Source organism: Mesorhizobium sp. WSM4871, from assembly GCF_055811295.1.
This window is the reverse complement of record NZ_JBVVPU010000001.1, coordinates 247,890-266,393: the sequence shown is the minus strand read 5'-3', so window position 1 is coordinate 266,393 and position 18,504 is coordinate 247,890. Positions and strand designations below refer to the sequence as shown.

The following is an 18,504-nucleotide window of genomic DNA, read 5'->3' as shown; positions in this document are numbered from 1 at the left end:
AGCCAAATTGGGCTGTTTCGGCCGTGCGCGCCTTCCCGACGACTTCGGTCATGTCAGCTTCGTTGCCCTCTCACTCTAGGCATCCATCATCGATTTCGCCGGCTCCCGGGCGATGTTTTCTTCGATGCGTTCGTGCCCCGGCGTCTGTGGCAACGCCTGGCGGAAATTCTTGGCGTAGTCTGGCGGCATCCTCGGCGGCATCATCGGCTCATAGGCGTCCACCAGCGCTTCGATCACAACCGGACCGTCAGCTGCGAATGCCTCGTCGAGAACCGCCTCGATCTGATCGGGTCGCTCGATGCGAAAACCCTTTGCGCCCATCGCTTCCGCCGCCTTGGCGAAATCGATCGGCTGCAATTCGCAACCGAATTGCGGGTTCCCCAGGAACATCATCTGCTCCCAGGCGATTTGATTGAGCATGTTGTTCTTGATGACCAGAACCTTCAGCGGGATTTTGTAGCGCACCGCCGTCGAGAATTCGCCAAGTTGCATGGCAAAGCCGCCATCCCCGACGATGGCGGCAATCGGTCGACCCGGGAATGCTATGCCGGCAGCGATGGCGTAGGGGAGACCGCAAGCCATCGATGCAAGGGATCCGGAGACACCAAACGCCTGGCCGTCGCGAAGGTCGACATGGCGCGCGGCGAGCTCCGTGTTCTGACCGGAATCGGTGGCCAGCACCGTATCGGCGGCCAGTCTTTGTCCAAACGCGCGGGCGACTGCTTGCGGCTTTAATGGTTGCGCCTGCGCGTCTTCCGACTGCCTCATCATCTCGCGCCATCTTCTCATGGTCTCCTGCGAGCGTTGCAGGAATTCATCGGAGGACTTCTGTGTCAGGCGCTGGTTGAGGGCGCGCAATGTCTCGGCCGCGTCGCCGACGAGGCCGGCCTCGACCGGAAAGCGCAACCCGATCCGCTGGGCATCACAGTCGATCTGGACGCCACGCGCCTGCCCAGGCTTCGGGTAGTATTCGATATAGGGAAAGGTCGAACCGACAATCAGCACCGTGTCACAGGTCTCCATCGCCTCTTGCGAAGCCAGGGTTCCAAGAATGCCGATCCCGCCGGTCGTGTAGGGATGGTCGTCCGGCAGCACCGCCTTGCCCAGCAAGGCCTTCGCGACGGGCGCCTGCAGCAGGCGTGCCGTATGTTCGAGTTCGGCGGCCGCGCCGATGGCGCCGCGTCCGGCCAGGATCGCTACCCGCGAAGCGTCGTTGAGAATGGCGGCGGCTTTTTCGAGTTCAACATCCAGCGGCAAGCTATGGCCGGCGAACATATCCTGCGGCGTGTGCGCCGGGCGATTGCGCTTGGAACGCTTCGACGCAGAGCTCTCCTGCTCCTGGATGTCGCTTGCAATCGAAAGATGGGCGACGCCCTTGCGCGCCAGCGCGGTTCGGCAGGCAAGGCTGGCGACGTTTTCCATGTGCGCGGCATCGGCAACATGGGCGTTATAAACGGAGACATCGTTGAATACGCGTGTCAGATCGACATCCTGTTGCGTAAACGTCTCGATCAGATCGTGGAACTGCATGCCCGTGATCGCCAGCACCGGAGCCTGATCGAGCTTGGCGTCGTAGAGGCCGGTCAGGAGATGCGTTCCGCCGGGACCGGACGTCGCCAGGCACACGCCCAGCTTACCTGTCCATTTGGCGTAGGCGCATGCCATGAAGGCAGCCGACTCTTCATGCCGAACCTGCACGAAGGATATCTTGTCGCGCCGTGTGCGCAGCGCCTCCATGACGCCGTTTATGCCGTCTCCCGGCAAACCGAACACCACCTCCACGTTCCAGGCAACGAGTGTATCGACGAGAATTTCTGCTGCATTTGGCATGTCAGGGTAGCTCCGGTGGATGGTGTCCGAACCGGTGAATCCCGAGTTGGTTCCTTCGTCACAAGAAATCGTGACATGTTTCTGGAGCGTGAACTCACAGAACGTATCCAATTAGCTCGGCATGTATCGCCGTAGCGCCAGGTCAGCGCGCCAGCGCCGGGGTTTTCGACCCTGCCGAAAGAACCCTACCGGGTGAAGCGCTCTCGGCACCCCGCGCCCTCTCCAGGAACAAAAGGCCTGACCAAAGGTTCGAGCAGCGCAGCTTCACAAGCCATTTCGGGTGGGATGTTTGCCATGACTTCTTGTGTGGCCTCGTTAAGAACACGCTTCCAATGAATGGAAAGCCTGACAATGTCGGTCAAAGGGAAAGCGAGCGAAAAAAAGATGGCGTCGCCCGGGCTCTCGGACTCGGACTGATCACCGGCGCGGCCGACGACGACTGTTCGGCCATTGGCACCTATGCAAGTGCGGGAGCCCGGTTTGGGCCCGACCTGCTGTGGATGGCACCCGTCACGCTGCCGATGATGTATCTCGTCGTCTACCTTTCATCCAAACTTGGCCAGGTTTCGGGCCGTGGGCTTTTCAAGGTCATTTCCGATTTTTATCCGCGTTGGCTCCTATGGTCCGTTCTGGCGGGCGTACTGATTGGCAACACGATCGAGGCAGCCGCCGACCTTGGCGCCATGGCTGCGGTCATTGTCCTATTCGTTCCTCTGCCTGCTCCGCTGATCGTCATTGCCGTTGCGGTTGTCATTTTCTCGCTGCAGGTGTTCGGCTCCTACAAATTGATCCGCAACGTGTTCCGCTGGCTGGCGCTGACACTGCTTGCCTATGTGGTCTCAGCCGTGCTTGCCAAACCGGATGTGGCCTCGGTCCTGCTTGGCACGCTGTTGCCAACGATAGAGTTCAGCCGCGAATACCTCTCCATCCTTGTCGCCATCATCGGGACGACGCTCTCCGCATATCTCTACACGTGGCAGTCCAATCAGGAGGTCGAGGAGGAGATCGCCAAGGGCAGAACGAGCGTTGAAGAGCGCAAGGGAGCGACCGAGAGCGAACTGCGCCGATCTCGACGCGATATCCTGATCGGCATGATCTTCTCCAATCTGGTCATGTATTTCATCATCCTTTCGACGGGGTCAACGCTCTACCAGTCGGGGCAAACGCAGATCGAAACCGCGGCCCAGGCGGCCGAAGCGCTGCGGCCGCTTGCCGGCGACGCGGCTGGAATTCTCTTTGCGGCAGGCGTGATTGGCGTCGGCTTTCTGGCGGTGCCGGTCATGACGGCTGGCGCCGCTTTCGATTTCGCTCAAGCGATGGGATGGAAGAATAGCTTGAACGCCAAACCTCGGCAGGCCCCAAAATTCTACATCGTGATAGCAATCATAACCCTGATCGCGGTCGGTCTCAATTTCTTCGGCTTCAATCCGATGAAAGCCTTGGTCTGGTCCGGTATCGTGCAAGGATTTTCAACGCCTCCTCTCCTGCTTCTCATCCTTATCATGACCAACAACCGCCAAATCATGGGTGACAAGGTCAACAGCAGAAGCACGAACATCCTGGGTGGCGTCACGACCCTGGCGATCCTTGCGGCGTCGGCGGGACTGGTGGCAACCTGGTTCCTATAGTTGGCGGCGGCATCAAGGACGCTCAGGGGCGGTGGAACATCAGCGGTCAATTTTCGTTGAGATGCTTGTGAAAGAAAGGACACGGTCCATGTCAAAGTTCCAGGCCGCCACCCCGGATCGTCTGCAGCAACTCAGGCTTGACGCTTCGGCCCATTTCGTCCCGATGATGCTGCACGAGGCATTGCTGCGTCTTTGCCAGGCCGGTGGAGGTGAAAGCCTCGATAGGTTCGAGAAAGCCATGGTCGATCAGATCGAGGCTGTGAAGGATGATCGGGCCGATTTCGACACCATGAAGGAATTTGCGATCGAGCAGCTTTACGCCTTGATCCGGGAAGCCAATGAGTCCCCAAAAAAGAAACAGTCATTGGAGAAGATGGAAACTCGCAGAACATCCGGCCGTTCGGAGGAACCACAGACGCTCGAGGATCAGCTACAGTCAGGGTTGGAGGATTCCTTTCCGGCAAGCGACCCGCCTGCGGTGGTTTCCACCACGATTTCAGGGGGAGCAAAGAAGCTGGTTGGCACCGACGAGGTTCTGAAAAGGCAGCGGCAACGGGCGGCTGAGGAAAGCAGCGGATCATAAATCCGCGATATCCACCGGCGGAACAGTTGACGCTGTCCCTTCAAAGCTTGACCGCGGCCTCCCGCGCCCAGAGCCGCAGTTTGCGGCACGCCTGCACAAACGTCTTTACCGAAGCTGCGGAATCCAGCCTTATCAGCCCCTCATCGGCATCGGCAGCGACGCCCGCCTTGGTCAGGAGCGGCTCGGCTCCCGGCGCAAAGCCGATGAATTTGCAATGTGCAAAGGCATCGGAGACGAAGTCCTTCGCGGCGGCCTCCTTGACCAGTAGTTCGGCGCCCGCCTCCGAGAGGAGCAGCACCACCGCGTCGAACAAGACGGATGGCCCGCCGTCGATCATATGTCTGGCCTCGATGTAGGTGCCGTCGGCCGCCTCGACGCCGCCCACCTTGGGCGCAACCACCTCCATTGTCGCGCCTTCCGTTTCGATGGCGGAGCGGAGTTCTTCGAACAGTGCTGTATCGACCCCGCCGCTGAGCAAGACGCCGACTTTGCGGCCTTTGAAACTGTCGGGCCCGTTTTCGATGATGCTGAGCGCCGGCGACGGCGGCAAGTCGTCGCGCACCGGCACGGCGGCTTCGGCGGGCTGCGGCATTTCACGAATGCCCAGCTTGTCGGCAACGGTGGCAGCCAAGGTCTCATCAATATTCAGCAAGTGCGAAACCATGCGTTCCCGGATTGCCGATGCCTGAACCTTGCTCAATTCGAACGTCAGCGCCATGGCGATGTGACGCTGCTCAGGCGGCGTCTGGCTGTTGAAGAACTGTCGCGCCTGGCTGTAGTGATCGGCGAAGCTCTCCGCCCGCAGGCGTACTTTCTGCCCTTCCTCGGCATCGGCGAAAGAGCGGAAGCCGCGCTGCGGATCCTCGCGCGGTCCCAGTCCCCATGAATTCGGTTCGTAATTGGCGCGGCCGATCGGGTTGCGCATGGCCATGTGCCCGTCCTGCTGAAAATGGGCAAACGGGCACTTCGGCGCGTTGATCGGGATATGGGTAAAGTTCGGGCTGCCCAGCCTTTTCAATTGGGTGTCGAGATAGGAGAAGTTGCGGCCCTGCAGGAGCGGATCGTTGGAGAAGTCGATTCCGGGCGGCACATTCTGCGTCATGAAGGCAACCTGCTCGGTCTCGGCGAAGAAGTTATCCGGCATGCGGTCGAGCACCAGCCGCCCGACCGGAATTGGTTCGAGTATCTCTTCAGGAATGATCTTTGTTGCGTCCAGTATGTCGAAGTCGAAGCTGTCGGCAAATGCCTGATCGAACAGTTGCACCGTCAACTCCCATTCCGGGAAATTGCCGGACTGGATAGCGTCCCACAGATCGCGACGATGGAAATCGGGATCGGCGCCGTTGATCTTGACCGCCTCGTTCCAGACCACCGATTGCATGCCGAGCTTCGGCTTCCAGATGAACTTGACGAAGGTGGATTCGTCTTTCGCGTTGACGAGGCGGAATGTGTGCACGCCAAAACCCTGCATGAAGCGGAAGGAGCGCGGGATTGCGCGATCCGACATGATCCACATCACCATGTGCATCGATTCCGGCATCAGGCTGATGAAGTCCCAGAAATTGTCGTGCGCGGTCTGGGCCTGCGGGAAAGCGCGGTCCGGCTCCTGTTTGGCGGCATGGATCAGATCGGGAAACTTGATGGCGTCCTGAATGAAGAAGACCGGAATGTTGTTGCCGACCAGATCCCAATTGCCTTCCTTGGTGTAGAGTTTGACGGCAAAGCCACGCACGTCGCGGGCCAGGTCGAACGAGCCCTTGTTGCCGGCAACTGTCGAAAACCGCACGAAGGCCGGCGTCTTTTCGCCGGCCCGCTGGAAGATGTCGGCACGTGTGTACTTGGCTAAAGACTCATAGGTCTCGAAGTAGCCATGCGCGCCGTAGCCGCGGGCATGAACGACCCTTTCCGGGATGCGTTCGTGATCGAAGTGGAAAATCTTCTCCCGGAAGTGGAAGTCCTCGATCAGCGAGGGGCCGCGTTCGCCGATTCGCAGTGTGTTCTGGTCATCGGAGACGGGCGTTCCGAGCGCCGTGGTGAGAGTGGGCGTGTCGCCTCCCGCGATCTGGTGTAATTCGCCGCCATTTCCGCGCACGGTATTTTGATCTGGTCCATTTGCCGATTGGCGAGCTGAACGACGGGCGGTTTTGGCCATGACGGGTCCTCGATCGATGCGGAAAGTTGAAGCACTTGGGCCTCAAACTGCCGGTGCGCGGCTTTGTTCCCGTAAAGAGCTGGCGCGGCAGACAGACGGTGTCGAAGGAGGCGCAACCAATGCGATAGTACGCACCGATCACTGTCAGATATCCCGCCGGCAGAATTTCTGAAGAGTTGCTCCAACACGAGGAACGAACCCAACTTCCATGCATTTAGCAGGGGTTACGTTCAACATTCTTCTTTGGGAGCTGGACCATTGTCATCCGGAGGCTACGTTTTGGCCGACCAGGAAACCGATGAAGTTTCCATCGTTGATCTGATACCTGCGCTTCGAGCATTCGCGCGTACCTTCTGCCGCGTTCCCGACGATGCCGACGATCTGGTGCAGGAGACGCTAACCAAGGGTCTCGCCAACATCGACAGGTTCGAACCCGGTACACGCATGAAGTCGTGGCTCTTCACCATCATGCGCAACACTTACTACACCCGGGTCAAGATCGCTGCCCGGGAAGCGCCAGGCCTGCTCGACTGTGCGTCCTCGAGACCGATTTCGGAAGCCACCCAGGAATGGACCATTCAGAGCAAGGAAGTTCATGCCGCCATTCAAAAGCTACCCGAACACCAGCGCGAGGTCATGATGCTGATCGGCGTTCTGGGAGTGAGCTACGAGGAAACCGCCGAGATATGCGGCTGTGCGGTAGGAACGGTCAAAAGCCGGCTGAACCGTGCCCGCGCCAACATCCTTGAGTTTCTTGGAGAGAGCTCGCTGCAGACATTGATAGAAAGACGAAATCATCTATCGGACGGTCAACTCGATATGGAGATCGACAGCCGCAGATAGTCAGTTCTTCACATCGCGCCGACGTTTCTCGGCCAGCGCGTTTTGCAATTCGATCGCCAGCCTGGTCAGGCGGTCTGGAACCTTTTCCTGCTCTATGGCGGCCAGGAGGGAAGCAATCTCCTGGTCCACCGCCATGCCAGCACGCGGATCCATGGCATCATCGCTCGAACGAGACATCATATTCTCTTGATTGATAGCAGTACCTTGATCCCAGTGTGGTGATATGTGTTCGACATTGCAAGGTAGGGTTATCTGCCGACACGGCCGCCGGCGGCCCTTGCACAGGTTTATTTCCCTACTTTTCTATCGCCACAGGCCAAGGATGCGGCGTCATGGCGTTCACTCCTTCGGCAACCGGTTTGCGGCATGATCCTGATATTGATCGGACTTGATTCGATTGCCGTCCAGCCCGCGTTTTTCGCTGTGCTGCTTCTTGTCCCGATTGGACAGAACCGCGTTTTCTTCGATCTTGTCCTTAGCCAGATTGGTCATCGCGCCGGTGCCGGTACCCTTGCCCTGGCTGCCGCTACCGAAATGTTTCTTGCTGCCTGATGCCATGATATCCTCCTTCGCATTGAGGACACTCTTCGGTGCCCCTGGTTCGACATCCGAACTGGCATGGCGCGGTAATGTTCCGTCGCGTCGAGCAAGCAGGAAGGCGTCGCCATCCCATGACCGAAACGGCTTGTCGCCATCGATGACGACCCGCAATTGGTGAGTCTGCGCCAGACGACCAATATCGACGCGGTCCAGAGAAAGCGATCCGCGATATGAATAGTTCAGCAATGCAAACCAGCCCTGGGGTTTCAGAACGCGGGCAATTTCATCGACATGCCGCTCAGCCATGCCAGCCAACACCAGATATGGAAAGCTGTCGACCGCCAGTACGCAATCGAAGGTGGCATCGTCGAATTCGGTCAAGTCGAGACCGGAGGTTTGCCGCAGCTCGACATTGCCAAGCGCAGCGCATTGCTCAGAGGCGATGGAGATCATCCGCGAGGATATGTCGATGCCGACCATCCGATTGAAGGATTTGGACAGCGCGCGTTCGAAACGCCCGATGCCGCAGCCGATATCCAAAATGTCTCGTTCGACTCCGGTGAACTCCTGCGCCTTTAACCATGCAACAATTTCGTCTGTCGTGGCTGACAACCTTTCCTCATCACCGAGGGATGAGAGTTGGACACTTGCGACCCCCGAGATCGCTGCCGCAGCGTCGAAGCTCGAGGCCAGCCGCATGACGACAGCGGCATCCGTCTCATCCTCATCGCGTTCATGCCGAACGGCGCCGCCCGTCGCGCGCAACGTGGCGAAGGCGCCTGGTTTGCGGCGAAGCAGCCCGGCTACCTGTTTCAGTCTTTCCGAGGCTTGAAAGTCTGATGCTTCGACATCCAGCACGATCTCCACCAATTCCGCCGCTCCGATTCCCGCCTGCGGATGAAGCGCCAGTCTGGCGAAGACAGCTTCTGCGCAAACACCGTCTGCCATACAATCTTCGAGTGCCAATCTGACCGCTTGGCGGCGGGCGGATTGCGAGTTTGTTGCACTCATGGCATCAACTCCGCGTCCACATCCTGCGCATTGTCCACCTGTCGACGGCGCCCCAGCTATATTTGTAGGCCTCTTGGCCGCGCAGAAAATCGAACTCGTGCGCACCTTCGCGGATCGACTCCGCGATCGCGTGGCCAATCAGGATCGCGCCTGGACTCTCCTCGGCATAGGCAGGGTCGAAGCCGCCGAGATAGGCATAGGCGCTGCCGCGATGGTGAAATCCGTAATAGGCGCCGACAGTCCTGCCGTCGATCGCCAACTGCCAGCATCGGACCAAACCGCGAGCATCGAGCAAGGGAAGTGAGAGCCTGTGGAATTGCTCTACGGTGGCGTCGGCCAACACACCACCTCCATATTCGGCCCAGCGTGCATTGTGCAGGCGGATCAGTCGATCGAGGAAGATCTGGGAATCACCTTGCGCCGACGACAACGCAATCCGGCCGCGTCTGGACGCAGCTTGGCGCGCCCGGCGCAACTGGCGTCTGCGTCGGGCAGGAACACAACCTGCAAGCGTTTCGTCGCCGGCGATGGCGAGCACGGGGCAAGCGGCATGGGCGGCTGGCCGATCGGCCTTCAGAGCCGGATGCGTGATCGCAAGACCGTCACTGTCTTCCGGCAAATCCGACAAGATCCATTGCGACCAGCCGACCGATAGGATCGTTTCGGCAATAATGGCGACGACGGCGGCTTTGATGTCGGGGACACAAAGGATGTCGAGATAATCGCTGAGCGAGATGCCGACCGGAAGCAGCTTCGGGCCGGCCATTCCATGCTCAAGATAGAACGGCGCCAGCCCGACCAGATCGCCGCCGCGCCAGACCGCGACCGTTGCCAGATCACCGGGAGCAAATGTGCGCCACCATGGCACCAGCCAGGCGGGAGATTGAAACGGCGTCGCCGAGGAACTCTGCTCCCACAATTTCCACCAATGCGGCGTCAAGGCATCGAATTGCGACGGGTCGACGATGATCTCGCTGCGCAGCACAGGTTGCTCACGGTGTCGCAGCGAAGCGCAGGCGATCGGCGCCAAGTTGTGCCAACGCCTGATAGGCGTCCATGTATGACGAGATCATCCGTTCCAGCGAATACCGCCGTCGCGCTTCGGCCCTGCATGTCTCGCCGGCCAGATCGGACGCGGCAAGGATGGCTTGCGCCATTTCGTCGACATTGTTGACGAGAAAGCCGGTCCTGCCGTGCTCGATCACATCCGGAAGCGCACCGTTCGGAAAAGCGACTACGGGCGTGCCGCAGGCGAGGGCCTCCATGGCGACAAGCGAACTGGTCTCGGCGGCAAGACTCGGAACGATAAGACAGCGGGCTGCGTTGAGGAAGCGCCGCTTGGCGGTAAATCCGAGCGGACCCAGGAAGCGGCGGCGGCCATCGAGACGGGGTTCGACCTCGTCGCGAAAGTACTGCATGTGCGCTTCGTAGGGATAAACCTTGCCGCCGATGACCAATGGCACACCCACTTGTTTGGCCGCATCCACCGCCAGGTGAATGCCCTTTTCCGGGCAGACCCGGCTGAGAACCAGTGCAAAGTCGCGCTTCGGCTGCAGCAGGTTCAGTGCTTCTATGTCAACGCCGTTCGGAATCGGCGCCTGCAGTCTGGCGCCCGGTGGCGCGGTTTTCTGCTGGGCGGCCGAGACCGTATGAAGCCACAGATCGTTGCGCGTCGGACGCAGTGCCTCGGTCGGATACCAATCTAAAGGCAGGTGGAGGGTCACCAAGGTCGGGCCGTCGTCAGGCAGATAAGCATCGAAATCAATGCCATGCAGATGAACCACGTCGATCGGCCATCGGGCACGGGCGGCGGCGATCGCTTTGCGATGAGCCTGCTGCGCGCGGCTCTTTGCCGCCTCGTCGAGGGCGCCGTCTTCTGCCGGTATTTCCACAAGCGTGCCGCTTACGCTGGAGCCCCGGCAGCCAACGACGATAGATCGATGTCCCGCGCGAACCAGTTCCCTATCGAGCATCGACAGAACCTGTTCGGCACCTCCGACCGCATCCGGTCCTACGGGCGCCAGAGGATAGGCGACATTGAGGACGGTGAGTGTCATGGCCGGTCGAGGCGCAGAGCTTCATGAGCAAGGGCGGCTGCGCGCAACCAGGTGCCGGGCTCGAAACCCAGGGGCAGCGATTCGTAGTAGAGTCTGCCGTTGTTGGGCAGCTTCAGGAAATCATACACCGGCGCCAGCCGGAAACGTTCGGTACGTGTCGAAAACGGCGCCAGCGTTCGCTGCTGCGTCAGATGGCTGGCAAGCATGCGCTGCTTTTGCCGAAAGGCCGCTTCGGTCAGGCAGACCTCTATGCAATCGCTTCCGGCGCCGCCAGCGAAATCCTGAAATACCGCACCGTCCGGACCCGCCGAATAGAATGCCATTTCGACGATGGTCGGCACAGGCCGCCGGTCGCGGCGCAGCAGGTGGCAGGCCGCGTGGACTGCGAAAGCTGTCGCATCGTGGTCGGGATGGCCGCCTTCGAAGGGATGTGTGCAGACGAACCGCACGTCCGGATCGGACATCAGGCAGGCAAGCTCCTGCGCTAGCGCAACGAGATTTGCCGTGGCTTCCTTGTCGGGGTAGCCGAGAGCGGTCAGGCCCGCTGGCGACAGGCCGGCGGTGGCCAAGGCGTCCATCAGTTCCGCGCGGCGGGCATCGGCATAGACCTGCCATGTCTCGAAGCCATGAGCTTGCGCATCGGCAAGGTCGCGTGGGGCGCCGTCGGTGACATGGACGATGCGGCACCCCGGCAGTCCCGCAAGATGTCCGCCGATCCCGATCGTCTCGTCATCCGGATGCGCCACGACGACCATGGCGGCAGAGCCATGCGCGCGGTCTCCGCCCGTCAACAGCGCCGCGAATTCGCTCAGCGTTTCCGGTGACTGATGCATGGGCAACATGGGTGCCTCACGCAGCCGTGGGCCGCTGCGTGGGGAGCAAGGCGGACGTCATGCCGGACGCGTAGCGGCGGATCATGGCTGCACAGAATTCGGCGAATTCCTCGGGCACCAGCGGCGGGCTGGTGTGGTGGGGCATCATTCCGCGATGCTCCGGCGTGAAGCAGAAGGTGACGGTCACGTCGAAATCGGCGAGTGCTTCCATCTGTCGGTCAAACCAGGCCAACGCATTCGGTCTGAAACTGTCGGCCCAGGAAAGGCCGGTGCGCATTTTGGTGACACCGAGCCGCTTCATCCAGGCAACGGCATCGTCCAGCCGCGGGTCTTCGAAATGAAACCACTGCACCAGTCCCATTTCGGGTGTGTAGCGCAGGAATTCCTCCAGCGCCGGTTTTGGCGTGCCGTCCTGGCGCAGCAGCCCCATGTGGAAATGACGGTAATAGGAGGAGCCCTCCGCTTCGCGATGGCGCGTCGTTGCTCCCCATTCACGCGGAAGATCATAGAGGCTGTACCAGTGGATGCGTGGTGCGTTGCCAAGCAGCAATTCGGCGGTGCGCCGGAGTCCCCAGACCTGGATTTCATCGGCGCCGAAAGTCGACACGCCGACTTCGCTGACCCAGATGGGAAGATCGGTAACGGTCGCGATCTCACCGATCTTCTGCGGCCATTCCTGGATCTTCCAAAGGTTCCAGTCGAGAGGAAAGCCATGTATTGCGAGGGCGTCGACATGGTCCAGCACGCCGAAGCCCTTCAGGAGCGCGATGAAGTCAGGATCGATCGGCGAGATGCCGCCAAGAACTTTTGTCAATAGCGGGTTTTCGGACGCAATCGCGTCAGCCGACAGAATTGCCATCCTGGCAAAGCGGCTCCAATCGGGATCGAGCTCAGGGTCCCAATGCGATTTGTTGTTGGGCTCGTTCCAGATCATCGCGGCTTCAATCATGGAGCTGTCCTTTCGATGGGTAAATCGCGCCGCCGCCGGTCGGATCGCCGGCAGCGCGGCAGAAATAGACCTCTTGCTCGGGGTGCAGGATGATCTCGAAACCGGCGCTGCGCAGCATCGCTTCGGTGCAGGCGCGGTTGGGAATCCACCAGTTGGTCGGATCGTCGGCATAGCGGTGTTCGATGAAATGCAGCTTCGGAAATTCCGCCCGGTCGAACAGATCATGCGCCCAGAAATGATAGTTCTCTTCCAGCTCAGGCAAATCCGCGCTGCCGCGCTGCATGGACTGGAAGATCATCAGGTCGGCAGCGACATGCTCGCGGATCAGGTCAAGCGCGAGCAAGGGATGGCGCAAGTGGTAGAGCACTCCCATGAACAGCACGACATCGAATGTCTCGCACAGGGCTCCGACGTCGTATACCGAAAGCTTCTGGAATTCGATCTCGCAATCCGCGACCTCGGCGGCGAAGCGGGCCTGCGCCAGATAAGCGTCATCGAAATCGATCCCGAGCACACGGGCGGCGCCTCGCCGTTTCATCTCGATCGAATAAAAGCCGGCATTGCAGCCAATATCCAGCACGGTCTTGCCGGACAGGTCGGCGGGAATGGCATCGGCGAATTTGCGCCATTTGATCAGCGGGTAATTGCCGAGAAAGTGGTCGGGAGCGGTCTCGACGCCGGCCAGTTCCATATTGTGGAACCATGGGCCGAGGGCGTCGATGCGGCGGCGGATTTCGGCATGGGAATGCAGCATGGTCAGGCTCCTTCGCCCGGAACGAGAGGCACACGCGAGTGCACTCCACGCATGATCATGGTGGGCTGGCCTTGTTCGGATGGAGCGCCGTCCGCGAGCAGCCGAAGAGCCGCGCGGTAGCCGTTGAGCGTGCCGACATCGACATAGGAGGCTCCAGCCTTGACGCCACAGGCTTCACCACCGGTTGCCAGATAGGCGTTGACCAGCGTGCCGATATATTCGTCGCGGCGGTCCCGTTCACGCCAGAGTGCCGCAAGCTGGTGCAGGATTCGGCCCGGCATCTTGAACGCGCCCCAGATCCAGTTTGTACTGGGATACTCGTGCTTGACCTGGATCTCCTTTACCCGGTCCTCATGGTCGAGAACGACGGCGTCGAAGAATTCCGGGCGATCCACCGGGAACAGTAGAAAGGCCAGCCGATCTTCCGGCAGGCGGCAAAAGCCGTCTTCGGGAAACCAGATCGTGTCGGGCAGGCCGATCAAAACGGTCTCGTCCGGCGCGACGAGCGGCGCCGCCCGGAATATCGCGTCGCAGAGACCGACCGGGGTGGGTTGCACCACGAACAGGGAAGTCGCTATGCCGTAGCCGGCGGCGTAGTATTCGAGAATGTCGGATTTGCCCGATCCGATGATGAAGCAGATCTTGTCGACGCCGGCGTTCACCATCCGCCGAACCAGATACTCGCTGACCGCACAGGGACGCTCGGTTTGTCCATCGATCCGGCTGCCGACCGGCAGCAGCTCTTTCGAGAAGCCGAGCGGCTGAATGCGGCTGCCACGTCCGGCAGCGGGCACAATGCCCAACATCAGACTGCTTCCTTCATCGGTTCGCCGATCGGCCTTTGCAACGCATCGTTCAGAATAAGTTCCAGGTCCGCCGCGCGCCGTGCCGAGGTGTGTTCGTCCAGAACCCGTTCACGCGCACGGGTCCTGATGGCATCGAGTTCTCCTTTCGGCAGGGCGAGCGCCGCGACCACGTCATCGGTGTCGTGCGCAAGCAGGATCTCGCTGCCGGGTTCGAAGAAGCTGTCTAGCCCCAGCCAGGTGTCGGTGATGATCGGCACGCCGCACGCCGCCGCTTCGAACAGGCGGCCCGAAGGGCACCAGCCTTTTTGCGCCATCGCCTCGCGGGTGACATTCAGTGTCAGGCGAGAGGATGAGAAAAACGCCGGATGATCGGCCGGCGGAAGGTGTCTGACGAAGAAGATGTTGTCGCCCCACGGGAATTCCTGCGGATATTGTGCGCCGCCGATGATGAAGCGGTGATCAGGTAAACGCGCGGCCGCGTGGACCAGCAGCTTTTCGATGGCTGCCTGGCGATCCGGCGCGTAGGTTCCGAGATAGGACAGATCGCCGGCGAATTCGGCTCTCGGTTCTGCCGGCCGGTGTTGGTCGGGATCGACATGTCCATAGAGTGGCACCACGTGGCGCGCGCCTAAAACCGTCTTCAGCGCGTCGATCGCCGAGCCGCCCGTATAACTTAGGACGAGGTCGAAATCGGCAAGACCCTCAGGTCCGAAATAGGGTGGCCGCTCGCCGTGTTCGATGCGGGCGAGCGTGACCGGAGTATCGAGGTCGTAGAAGACACGCAGTCCGCAGCCTGCCTGCTGCGCCAGGCGAGACGCGTCCACGGCATCGGGGCAGTAAGAGGTGACGATGACGACGTCCGATTGCTTGATGGTTCGCTCCGCGACGCGGCGAATATCCTCCCAGTCGGGGTAGAGCACGACGTTGCCGCCTTGCAGCTGATCGAGGTCGCGCGCTCCGGCATAGTAGGAGGTGTTGTGTTCGAAGAAGGTAATGGACCAGCCACGCCGGGCGAGAGCTCGGATCAGCCCTCTCCATAAAGTGGCGTGACCATTACCCCATGAGGACGTGACGGTAAGACCGAAAATGGCCATCTGCATTTGGCAAGTCCTCGTCAGGCGACTTCGTTCAATCGGATCAGCTTCGCTCCCCAGTCCCCCGACACGATCGTCGTGATGGAGGCGGGATCGATATCGAAGCGAAAGCAATCGCCGGCCGGCAAGCCAAGGACCTTGCAGACGGCGGCCTTGATCACATCGGCGTGGCTAACCAGGGCGACGCATCGGTTCGGATGCAATTCGCGAGCCCGCTCCATCAGCGACACGATGCGCTGCTGGACATCCAGCATGGTCTCCCCCGTCGGTGTCATTGCCTCCTGGCGCCGGTCATTCCATGCCCGCCAGCTGGCGTCGCCGCTCAACTGGTCGAACGTCTTTCCCGCCCAGGCACCGAAGTCGATTTCATCGAGTTCCGCGCAGATGGCGATTTCACCGACATTGCAGGCGCTCGCGATTGCCGCTGCGGTTTGTTGCGTGCGCTCACGCGGGCTGCACAAGATCGCGGCAATCGGCTCCCGGGCCATGAGGCCGCCAAGGCGTGCTGCCTGCGCCTTCCCCAGTTCGCCAAGACAAACTCCCTCCATCCGGCCTGCAAGATAGAAGCCGACATCGTCGTGCGCCGCATGGCGGATCAGAAGGAAAGTCGTTGTCATTCCGCGGCATCCAGCAAAGGCTCGCCCTTGCCGGCGATGAAGGCGAGTGTGCGCTGCCGCGCTTCGGCGTCAGTGAACTGTTCGGGAGGTGATTTCATGAAATAGCTTGAAGGACCCGTCAGGGCTCCGGCAATGCCACGGTCGAGCGCCAGCTTGGCGCAGCGCACCGCATCGATCACGACACCGGCCGAGTTAGGCGAATCCCAGACTTCCAGCTTGAGCTCGGCATTGAGCGGCACACCGCCGAAGGTCGTGCCTTCCACCCTGATATAGGCCCACTTGCGATCGGTAAGCCAAGGCACATGGTCGCTGGGGCCGACATGAATGTTGCCCGGCTCCAGGGGAACGTCGAACTGGCTGGTCACGGATTGTGTCTTCGAGATCTTCTTCGATTCCAGCCGTTCGCGTTCCAGCATGTTGAGAAAATCGGTGTTGCCGCCGAAATTCAGCTGATAGGTGCGATCGATGCGAACACCGCGCTCGCGGAAGAGGTTGGCCAACAACCGATGGACGATGGTGGCGCCCACCTGGCTCTTGATGTCGTCGCCAACCAGTGGCAGCCCGCGCTGTTCGAAGCGCCTGCGCCATTCCGGACGCGAGGCGATGAAAACGGGTATGCAGTTGACGAAGGCGCAGCCGGCCTCGAGTGCGCATTCGGCATAGAAGCGCGTCGCCTCCTCAGAACCAACCGGCAGATAGGAGACCAGCACGTCGGTGCCGCTTTTGCGCAGAACCTCGCTAACATCGGCAACCGGCTCCGGCGCCTCTTCGATTTCATCGCGCAAGTATTTGCCGATCCCGTCGAGCGTCGGTCCGCGCTCGACGCCAACGCCTGTTGTCGACACGTCGGCAAAGCGGAATGTGTTGTTCGGGGTGGCGTAGATCGCTTCCGCGACGTCGCGGCCAACCTTGCTCCCGGCGATATCGAATGCACAGACAATCTCGATGTCATCGACATGATACCCCCCGAGATCGGCATGCATAAGGCCGGGGATCGGTTCGTTGCTTTTTGCGTGACGATAATAGGAGAGGCCCTGCACCAGGGAGGATGCGCAATTGCCGACCCCAACAATACCAACACGAACCTTTTTCGATCGCACGAAACTGCCGCCTATGCTGTTCAAGGTAAGTTCCTGGCGCCGAACCGCCAGCGTGCCGGAATGTTCCTTGGCCTATGGAAAAATTGCGCGACGGCATGGATCGAAGCTGCACATGCCGAGTTGCCCGCACGGTATTGGAGAATCGACCGATGATCGTCTGGTTGCGCTCGCTGCCAGGCACGTCTCGATGCAAACAGATGAGTCGTTGGAATCCGAGCATCGGGCTTGGGTTTGCAGCTATCGTGGCCGCATCGATTGAGGCGCCGGCGCGCCGCCAAGCGATACGAAACAATGCTCACTCGGTTTCTTGACGAGCGTGGTCGGTCACGGTCAATCCAGCCTTCGCAGCATGTCTGCTTCCTGCTCCAGAATGGCGGCCACTTCCTCCCGCTGCAGATGCGTCATCATCAGGCTGACACAGCACTCGAGATAGGTGATGGAAGCGCGGCGCAGAAACGCAGCCGTTTCCCTTTCCGAGATTTGTTTTATATCCTTCGCGGATCGTCTGGATTGCACCGGTTCGTTCTCCACATCGGCTCTCACCGTCGAACTACAAGCATCGCCGGATGTTCCCTTGATCCGCAGAAATCGACGGACACAGCATGATCGCGTTCAAGGACCATGCGACGCCCCGATGAGCTTCATGCTGAAAGGTGCAGGCTGTCCGATGCCGGTCTGATGCCTGTTCCGATCGATCTCGTCATGCCTTTGATCCGGCTGTTCTCGATCCCGGCAAAGTGGTCGATCGTTTGCATCAGCCCTTCCTTGAGAGGCACGCTCGGCCTCCAGCCGAGCAGTGCTTTTGCGCACGAGATATCGGGCTGCCTGCGCCGCGGATCGTCTTGCGGCAGCGGGAGAAACTTCAGATCCGATTTGGTGCCGGTCATCGCCTTTACCAACCCCGCCAGCCGCACAATGGTATACTCCTCGGGATTGCCCAGATTCACCGGTTTGCCCGGATTGGGATCAATATCCATCAGGCGCATCAATCCATCGATCAGATCGGAGACATAGCAGAAAGACCGCGTCTGCAGGCCGTCGCCAAATATCGTCAGCGGGCGCTTCTCGAGCGCCTGCACGATCAGGTTCGAGACGATGCGGCCGTCGGCAGGATCCATCCTGGGACCGTAGGTATTGAAGATACGCGCCACCCGGATATCGGCTTTGGCGGCTCTCAGATAATCGAAGCACAGCGTTTCGGCAGTGCGCTTGCCTTCATCGTAACAAGCCCGCGGCCCCGTGCAGTTGACGTGGCCAACATAGTCTTCCCTCTGCGGATGTTGTTCCGGGTCGCCATACACTTCACTCGTTGACGCCTGCAGCAATCGCGCATCATTACGGGTAGCGAGTTCGAGCAGGTTGAGCGTTCCGATTACGCAGGTTCGCGTGGTGTGGATCGGATCGGCTTGATAACGCGGCGGCGAGGCAGCGCATGCCAGGTTGAAAATGCGATCCAGCGGCTCACCAGGATCGAATGGCCGGCAGATATCCTGTTCGATCAACCGGAAGCCCGGCTGGTCCATGATCGAGATGATATTTTCCATGCGTCCGGTGAGAAAATTGTCGGCGCAGATCACGCGCCAGCCGTTGCGTAACAATGTTTCGCAAAGATGCGAACCGAGGAAACCCGCGCCACCGGCAACGAGCGCTGTCTTCGCCCTTTGCGATTTTCTTGTTTGTCGCATCGCCGTTTTCTCCTGTCTATCA

The 18,504-nt window shown here is 60.3% G+C and carries 18 protein-coding genes and 1 pseudogene; 3 read left to right on the top strand and 16 right to left on the bottom strand.

Going from position 1 to position 18,504, the window contains the following annotated elements:
- Positions 1-75: 75 nt before the first annotated feature.
- Complete coding sequence (locus AC0L2H_RS01415) at positions 76-1,830, bottom strand: thiamine pyrophosphate-dependent enzyme (RefSeq protein WP_473588513.1); 1,755 nt, start codon at positions 1,828-1,830, stop codon at positions 76-78.
- A gap of 332 nt (positions 1,831-2,162) precedes the next feature.
- On the opposite strand from AC0L2H_RS01415, the gene AC0L2H_RS01410 reads away from it, so the two are divergent.
- Positions 2,163-3,458, top strand: coding sequence for an Nramp family divalent metal transporter (locus tag AC0L2H_RS01410; protein WP_473588512.1), 1,296 nt, complete (start codon positions 2,163-2,165; stop codon positions 3,456-3,458).
- 88 nt (positions 3,459-3,546) lie between these two features.
- On the top strand, positions 3,547-4,041 hold the full coding sequence (locus AC0L2H_RS01405; RefSeq protein ID WP_473588511.1) for a hypothetical protein: 495 nt from the start codon (positions 3,547-3,549) through the stop codon (positions 4,039-4,041).
- Positions 4,042-4,081: 40 nt separating this feature from the next.
- Here AC0L2H_RS01405 and katE read toward each other — a convergent pair whose 3' ends face one another.
- Positions 4,082-6,193, bottom strand: a complete 2,112-nt coding sequence (katE, locus tag AC0L2H_RS01400; protein WP_473588510.1) for a catalase — start codon at positions 6,191-6,193, stop codon at positions 4,082-4,084.
- A 279-nt stretch (positions 6,194-6,472) separates the two neighbouring features.
- On the opposite strand from katE, the gene AC0L2H_RS01395 reads away from it, so the two are divergent.
- Complete coding sequence (locus tag AC0L2H_RS01395; protein ID WP_473588509.1) at positions 6,473-7,036, top strand: sigma-70 family RNA polymerase sigma factor; 564 nt, start codon at positions 6,473-6,475, stop codon at positions 7,034-7,036.
- Here the strand turns inward: AC0L2H_RS01395 and AC0L2H_RS01390 are convergent, their stop codons facing one another.
- From AC0L2H_RS01390 to AC0L2H_RS01325, 14 genes and pseudogenes are all read right to left on the bottom strand, one after another.
- Complete coding sequence (locus tag AC0L2H_RS01390; RefSeq protein WP_473588508.1) at positions 7,037-7,213, bottom strand: hypothetical protein; 177 nt, start codon at positions 7,211-7,213, stop codon at positions 7,037-7,039.
- A gap of 162 nt (positions 7,214-7,375) precedes the next feature.
- Positions 7,376-7,594: a hypothetical protein gene (locus AC0L2H_RS01385; RefSeq protein ID WP_473588868.1), complete on the bottom strand. Its 219-nt coding sequence runs from the start codon at positions 7,592-7,594 to the stop codon at positions 7,376-7,378.
- 225 nt (positions 7,595-7,819) lie between these two features.
- A pseudogene (locus tag AC0L2H_RS01380) lies at positions 7,820-8,275 on the bottom strand (class I SAM-dependent methyltransferase); the annotation flags it as partial.
- A gap of 316 nt (positions 8,276-8,591) precedes the next feature.
- Positions 8,592-9,572, bottom strand: coding sequence for a GNAT family N-acetyltransferase (locus AC0L2H_RS01375; RefSeq protein ID WP_473588507.1), 981 nt, complete (start codon positions 9,570-9,572; stop codon positions 8,592-8,594).
- A 7-nt stretch (positions 9,573-9,579) separates the two neighbouring features.
- Entirely contained in the window at positions 9,580-10,644 is a 1,065-nt protein-coding gene (locus AC0L2H_RS01370) for a glycosyltransferase family 4 protein (RefSeq protein ID WP_473588506.1), read from the bottom strand.
- A complete protein-coding gene (locus tag AC0L2H_RS01365) occupies positions 10,641-11,486 on the bottom strand; it encodes a PIG-L deacetylase family protein (protein WP_473588505.1) in 846 nt (281 codons plus the stop codon). Before AC0L2H_RS01365 ends, AC0L2H_RS01370 begins: the two co-directional genes overlap by 4 nt.
- Positions 11,487-11,493: 7 nt before the next feature.
- Positions 11,494-12,426 (bottom strand): glycoside hydrolase 5 family protein, encoded by a 933-nt coding sequence (locus AC0L2H_RS01360; RefSeq protein WP_473588504.1) that lies wholly within the window; start codon positions 12,424-12,426, stop codon positions 11,494-11,496.
- Positions 12,419-13,180, bottom strand: a complete 762-nt coding sequence (locus tag AC0L2H_RS01355) for a TIGR04290 family methyltransferase (protein ID WP_473588503.1) — start codon at positions 13,178-13,180, stop codon at positions 12,419-12,421. The genes AC0L2H_RS01360 and AC0L2H_RS01355 overlap by 8 nt, the downstream gene beginning before the upstream one ends.
- Positions 13,181-13,182: 2 nt before the next feature.
- A complete protein-coding gene (locus tag AC0L2H_RS01350; RefSeq protein ID WP_473588502.1) occupies positions 13,183-13,986 on the bottom strand; it encodes a nucleotidyltransferase family protein in 804 nt (267 codons plus the stop codon).
- Positions 13,986-15,086, bottom strand: a complete 1,101-nt coding sequence (locus AC0L2H_RS01345; RefSeq protein WP_473588501.1) for a CgeB family protein — start codon at positions 15,084-15,086, stop codon at positions 13,986-13,988. Before AC0L2H_RS01345 ends, AC0L2H_RS01350 begins: the two co-directional genes overlap by 1 nt.
- Before the next feature lie 14 nt (positions 15,087-15,100).
- Positions 15,101-15,697 carry a histidine phosphatase family protein gene (locus tag AC0L2H_RS01340; RefSeq protein WP_473588500.1) on the bottom strand — a complete coding sequence of 199 codons (597 nt, stop codon included), beginning with the start codon at positions 15,695-15,697 and terminating at the stop codon, positions 15,101-15,103.
- Complete coding sequence (locus tag AC0L2H_RS01335) at positions 15,694-16,797, bottom strand: inositol-3-phosphate synthase (RefSeq protein WP_473588867.1); 1,104 nt, start codon at positions 16,795-16,797, stop codon at positions 15,694-15,696. Before AC0L2H_RS01335 ends, AC0L2H_RS01340 begins: the two co-directional genes overlap by 4 nt.
- A gap of 330 nt (positions 16,798-17,127) precedes the next feature.
- On the bottom strand, positions 17,128-17,328 hold the full coding sequence (locus AC0L2H_RS01330; protein WP_473588499.1) for a hypothetical protein: 201 nt from the start codon (positions 17,326-17,328) through the stop codon (positions 17,128-17,130).
- Positions 17,329-17,438: 110 nt separating this feature from the next.
- The gene (locus AC0L2H_RS01325; protein WP_473588866.1) at positions 17,439-18,482 is read right to left on the bottom strand and encodes a UDP-glucuronic acid decarboxylase family protein; all 1,044 of its coding nucleotides are present in this window, start codon (positions 18,480-18,482) and stop codon (positions 17,439-17,441) included.
- Positions 18,483-18,504: the final 22 nt, after the last annotated feature.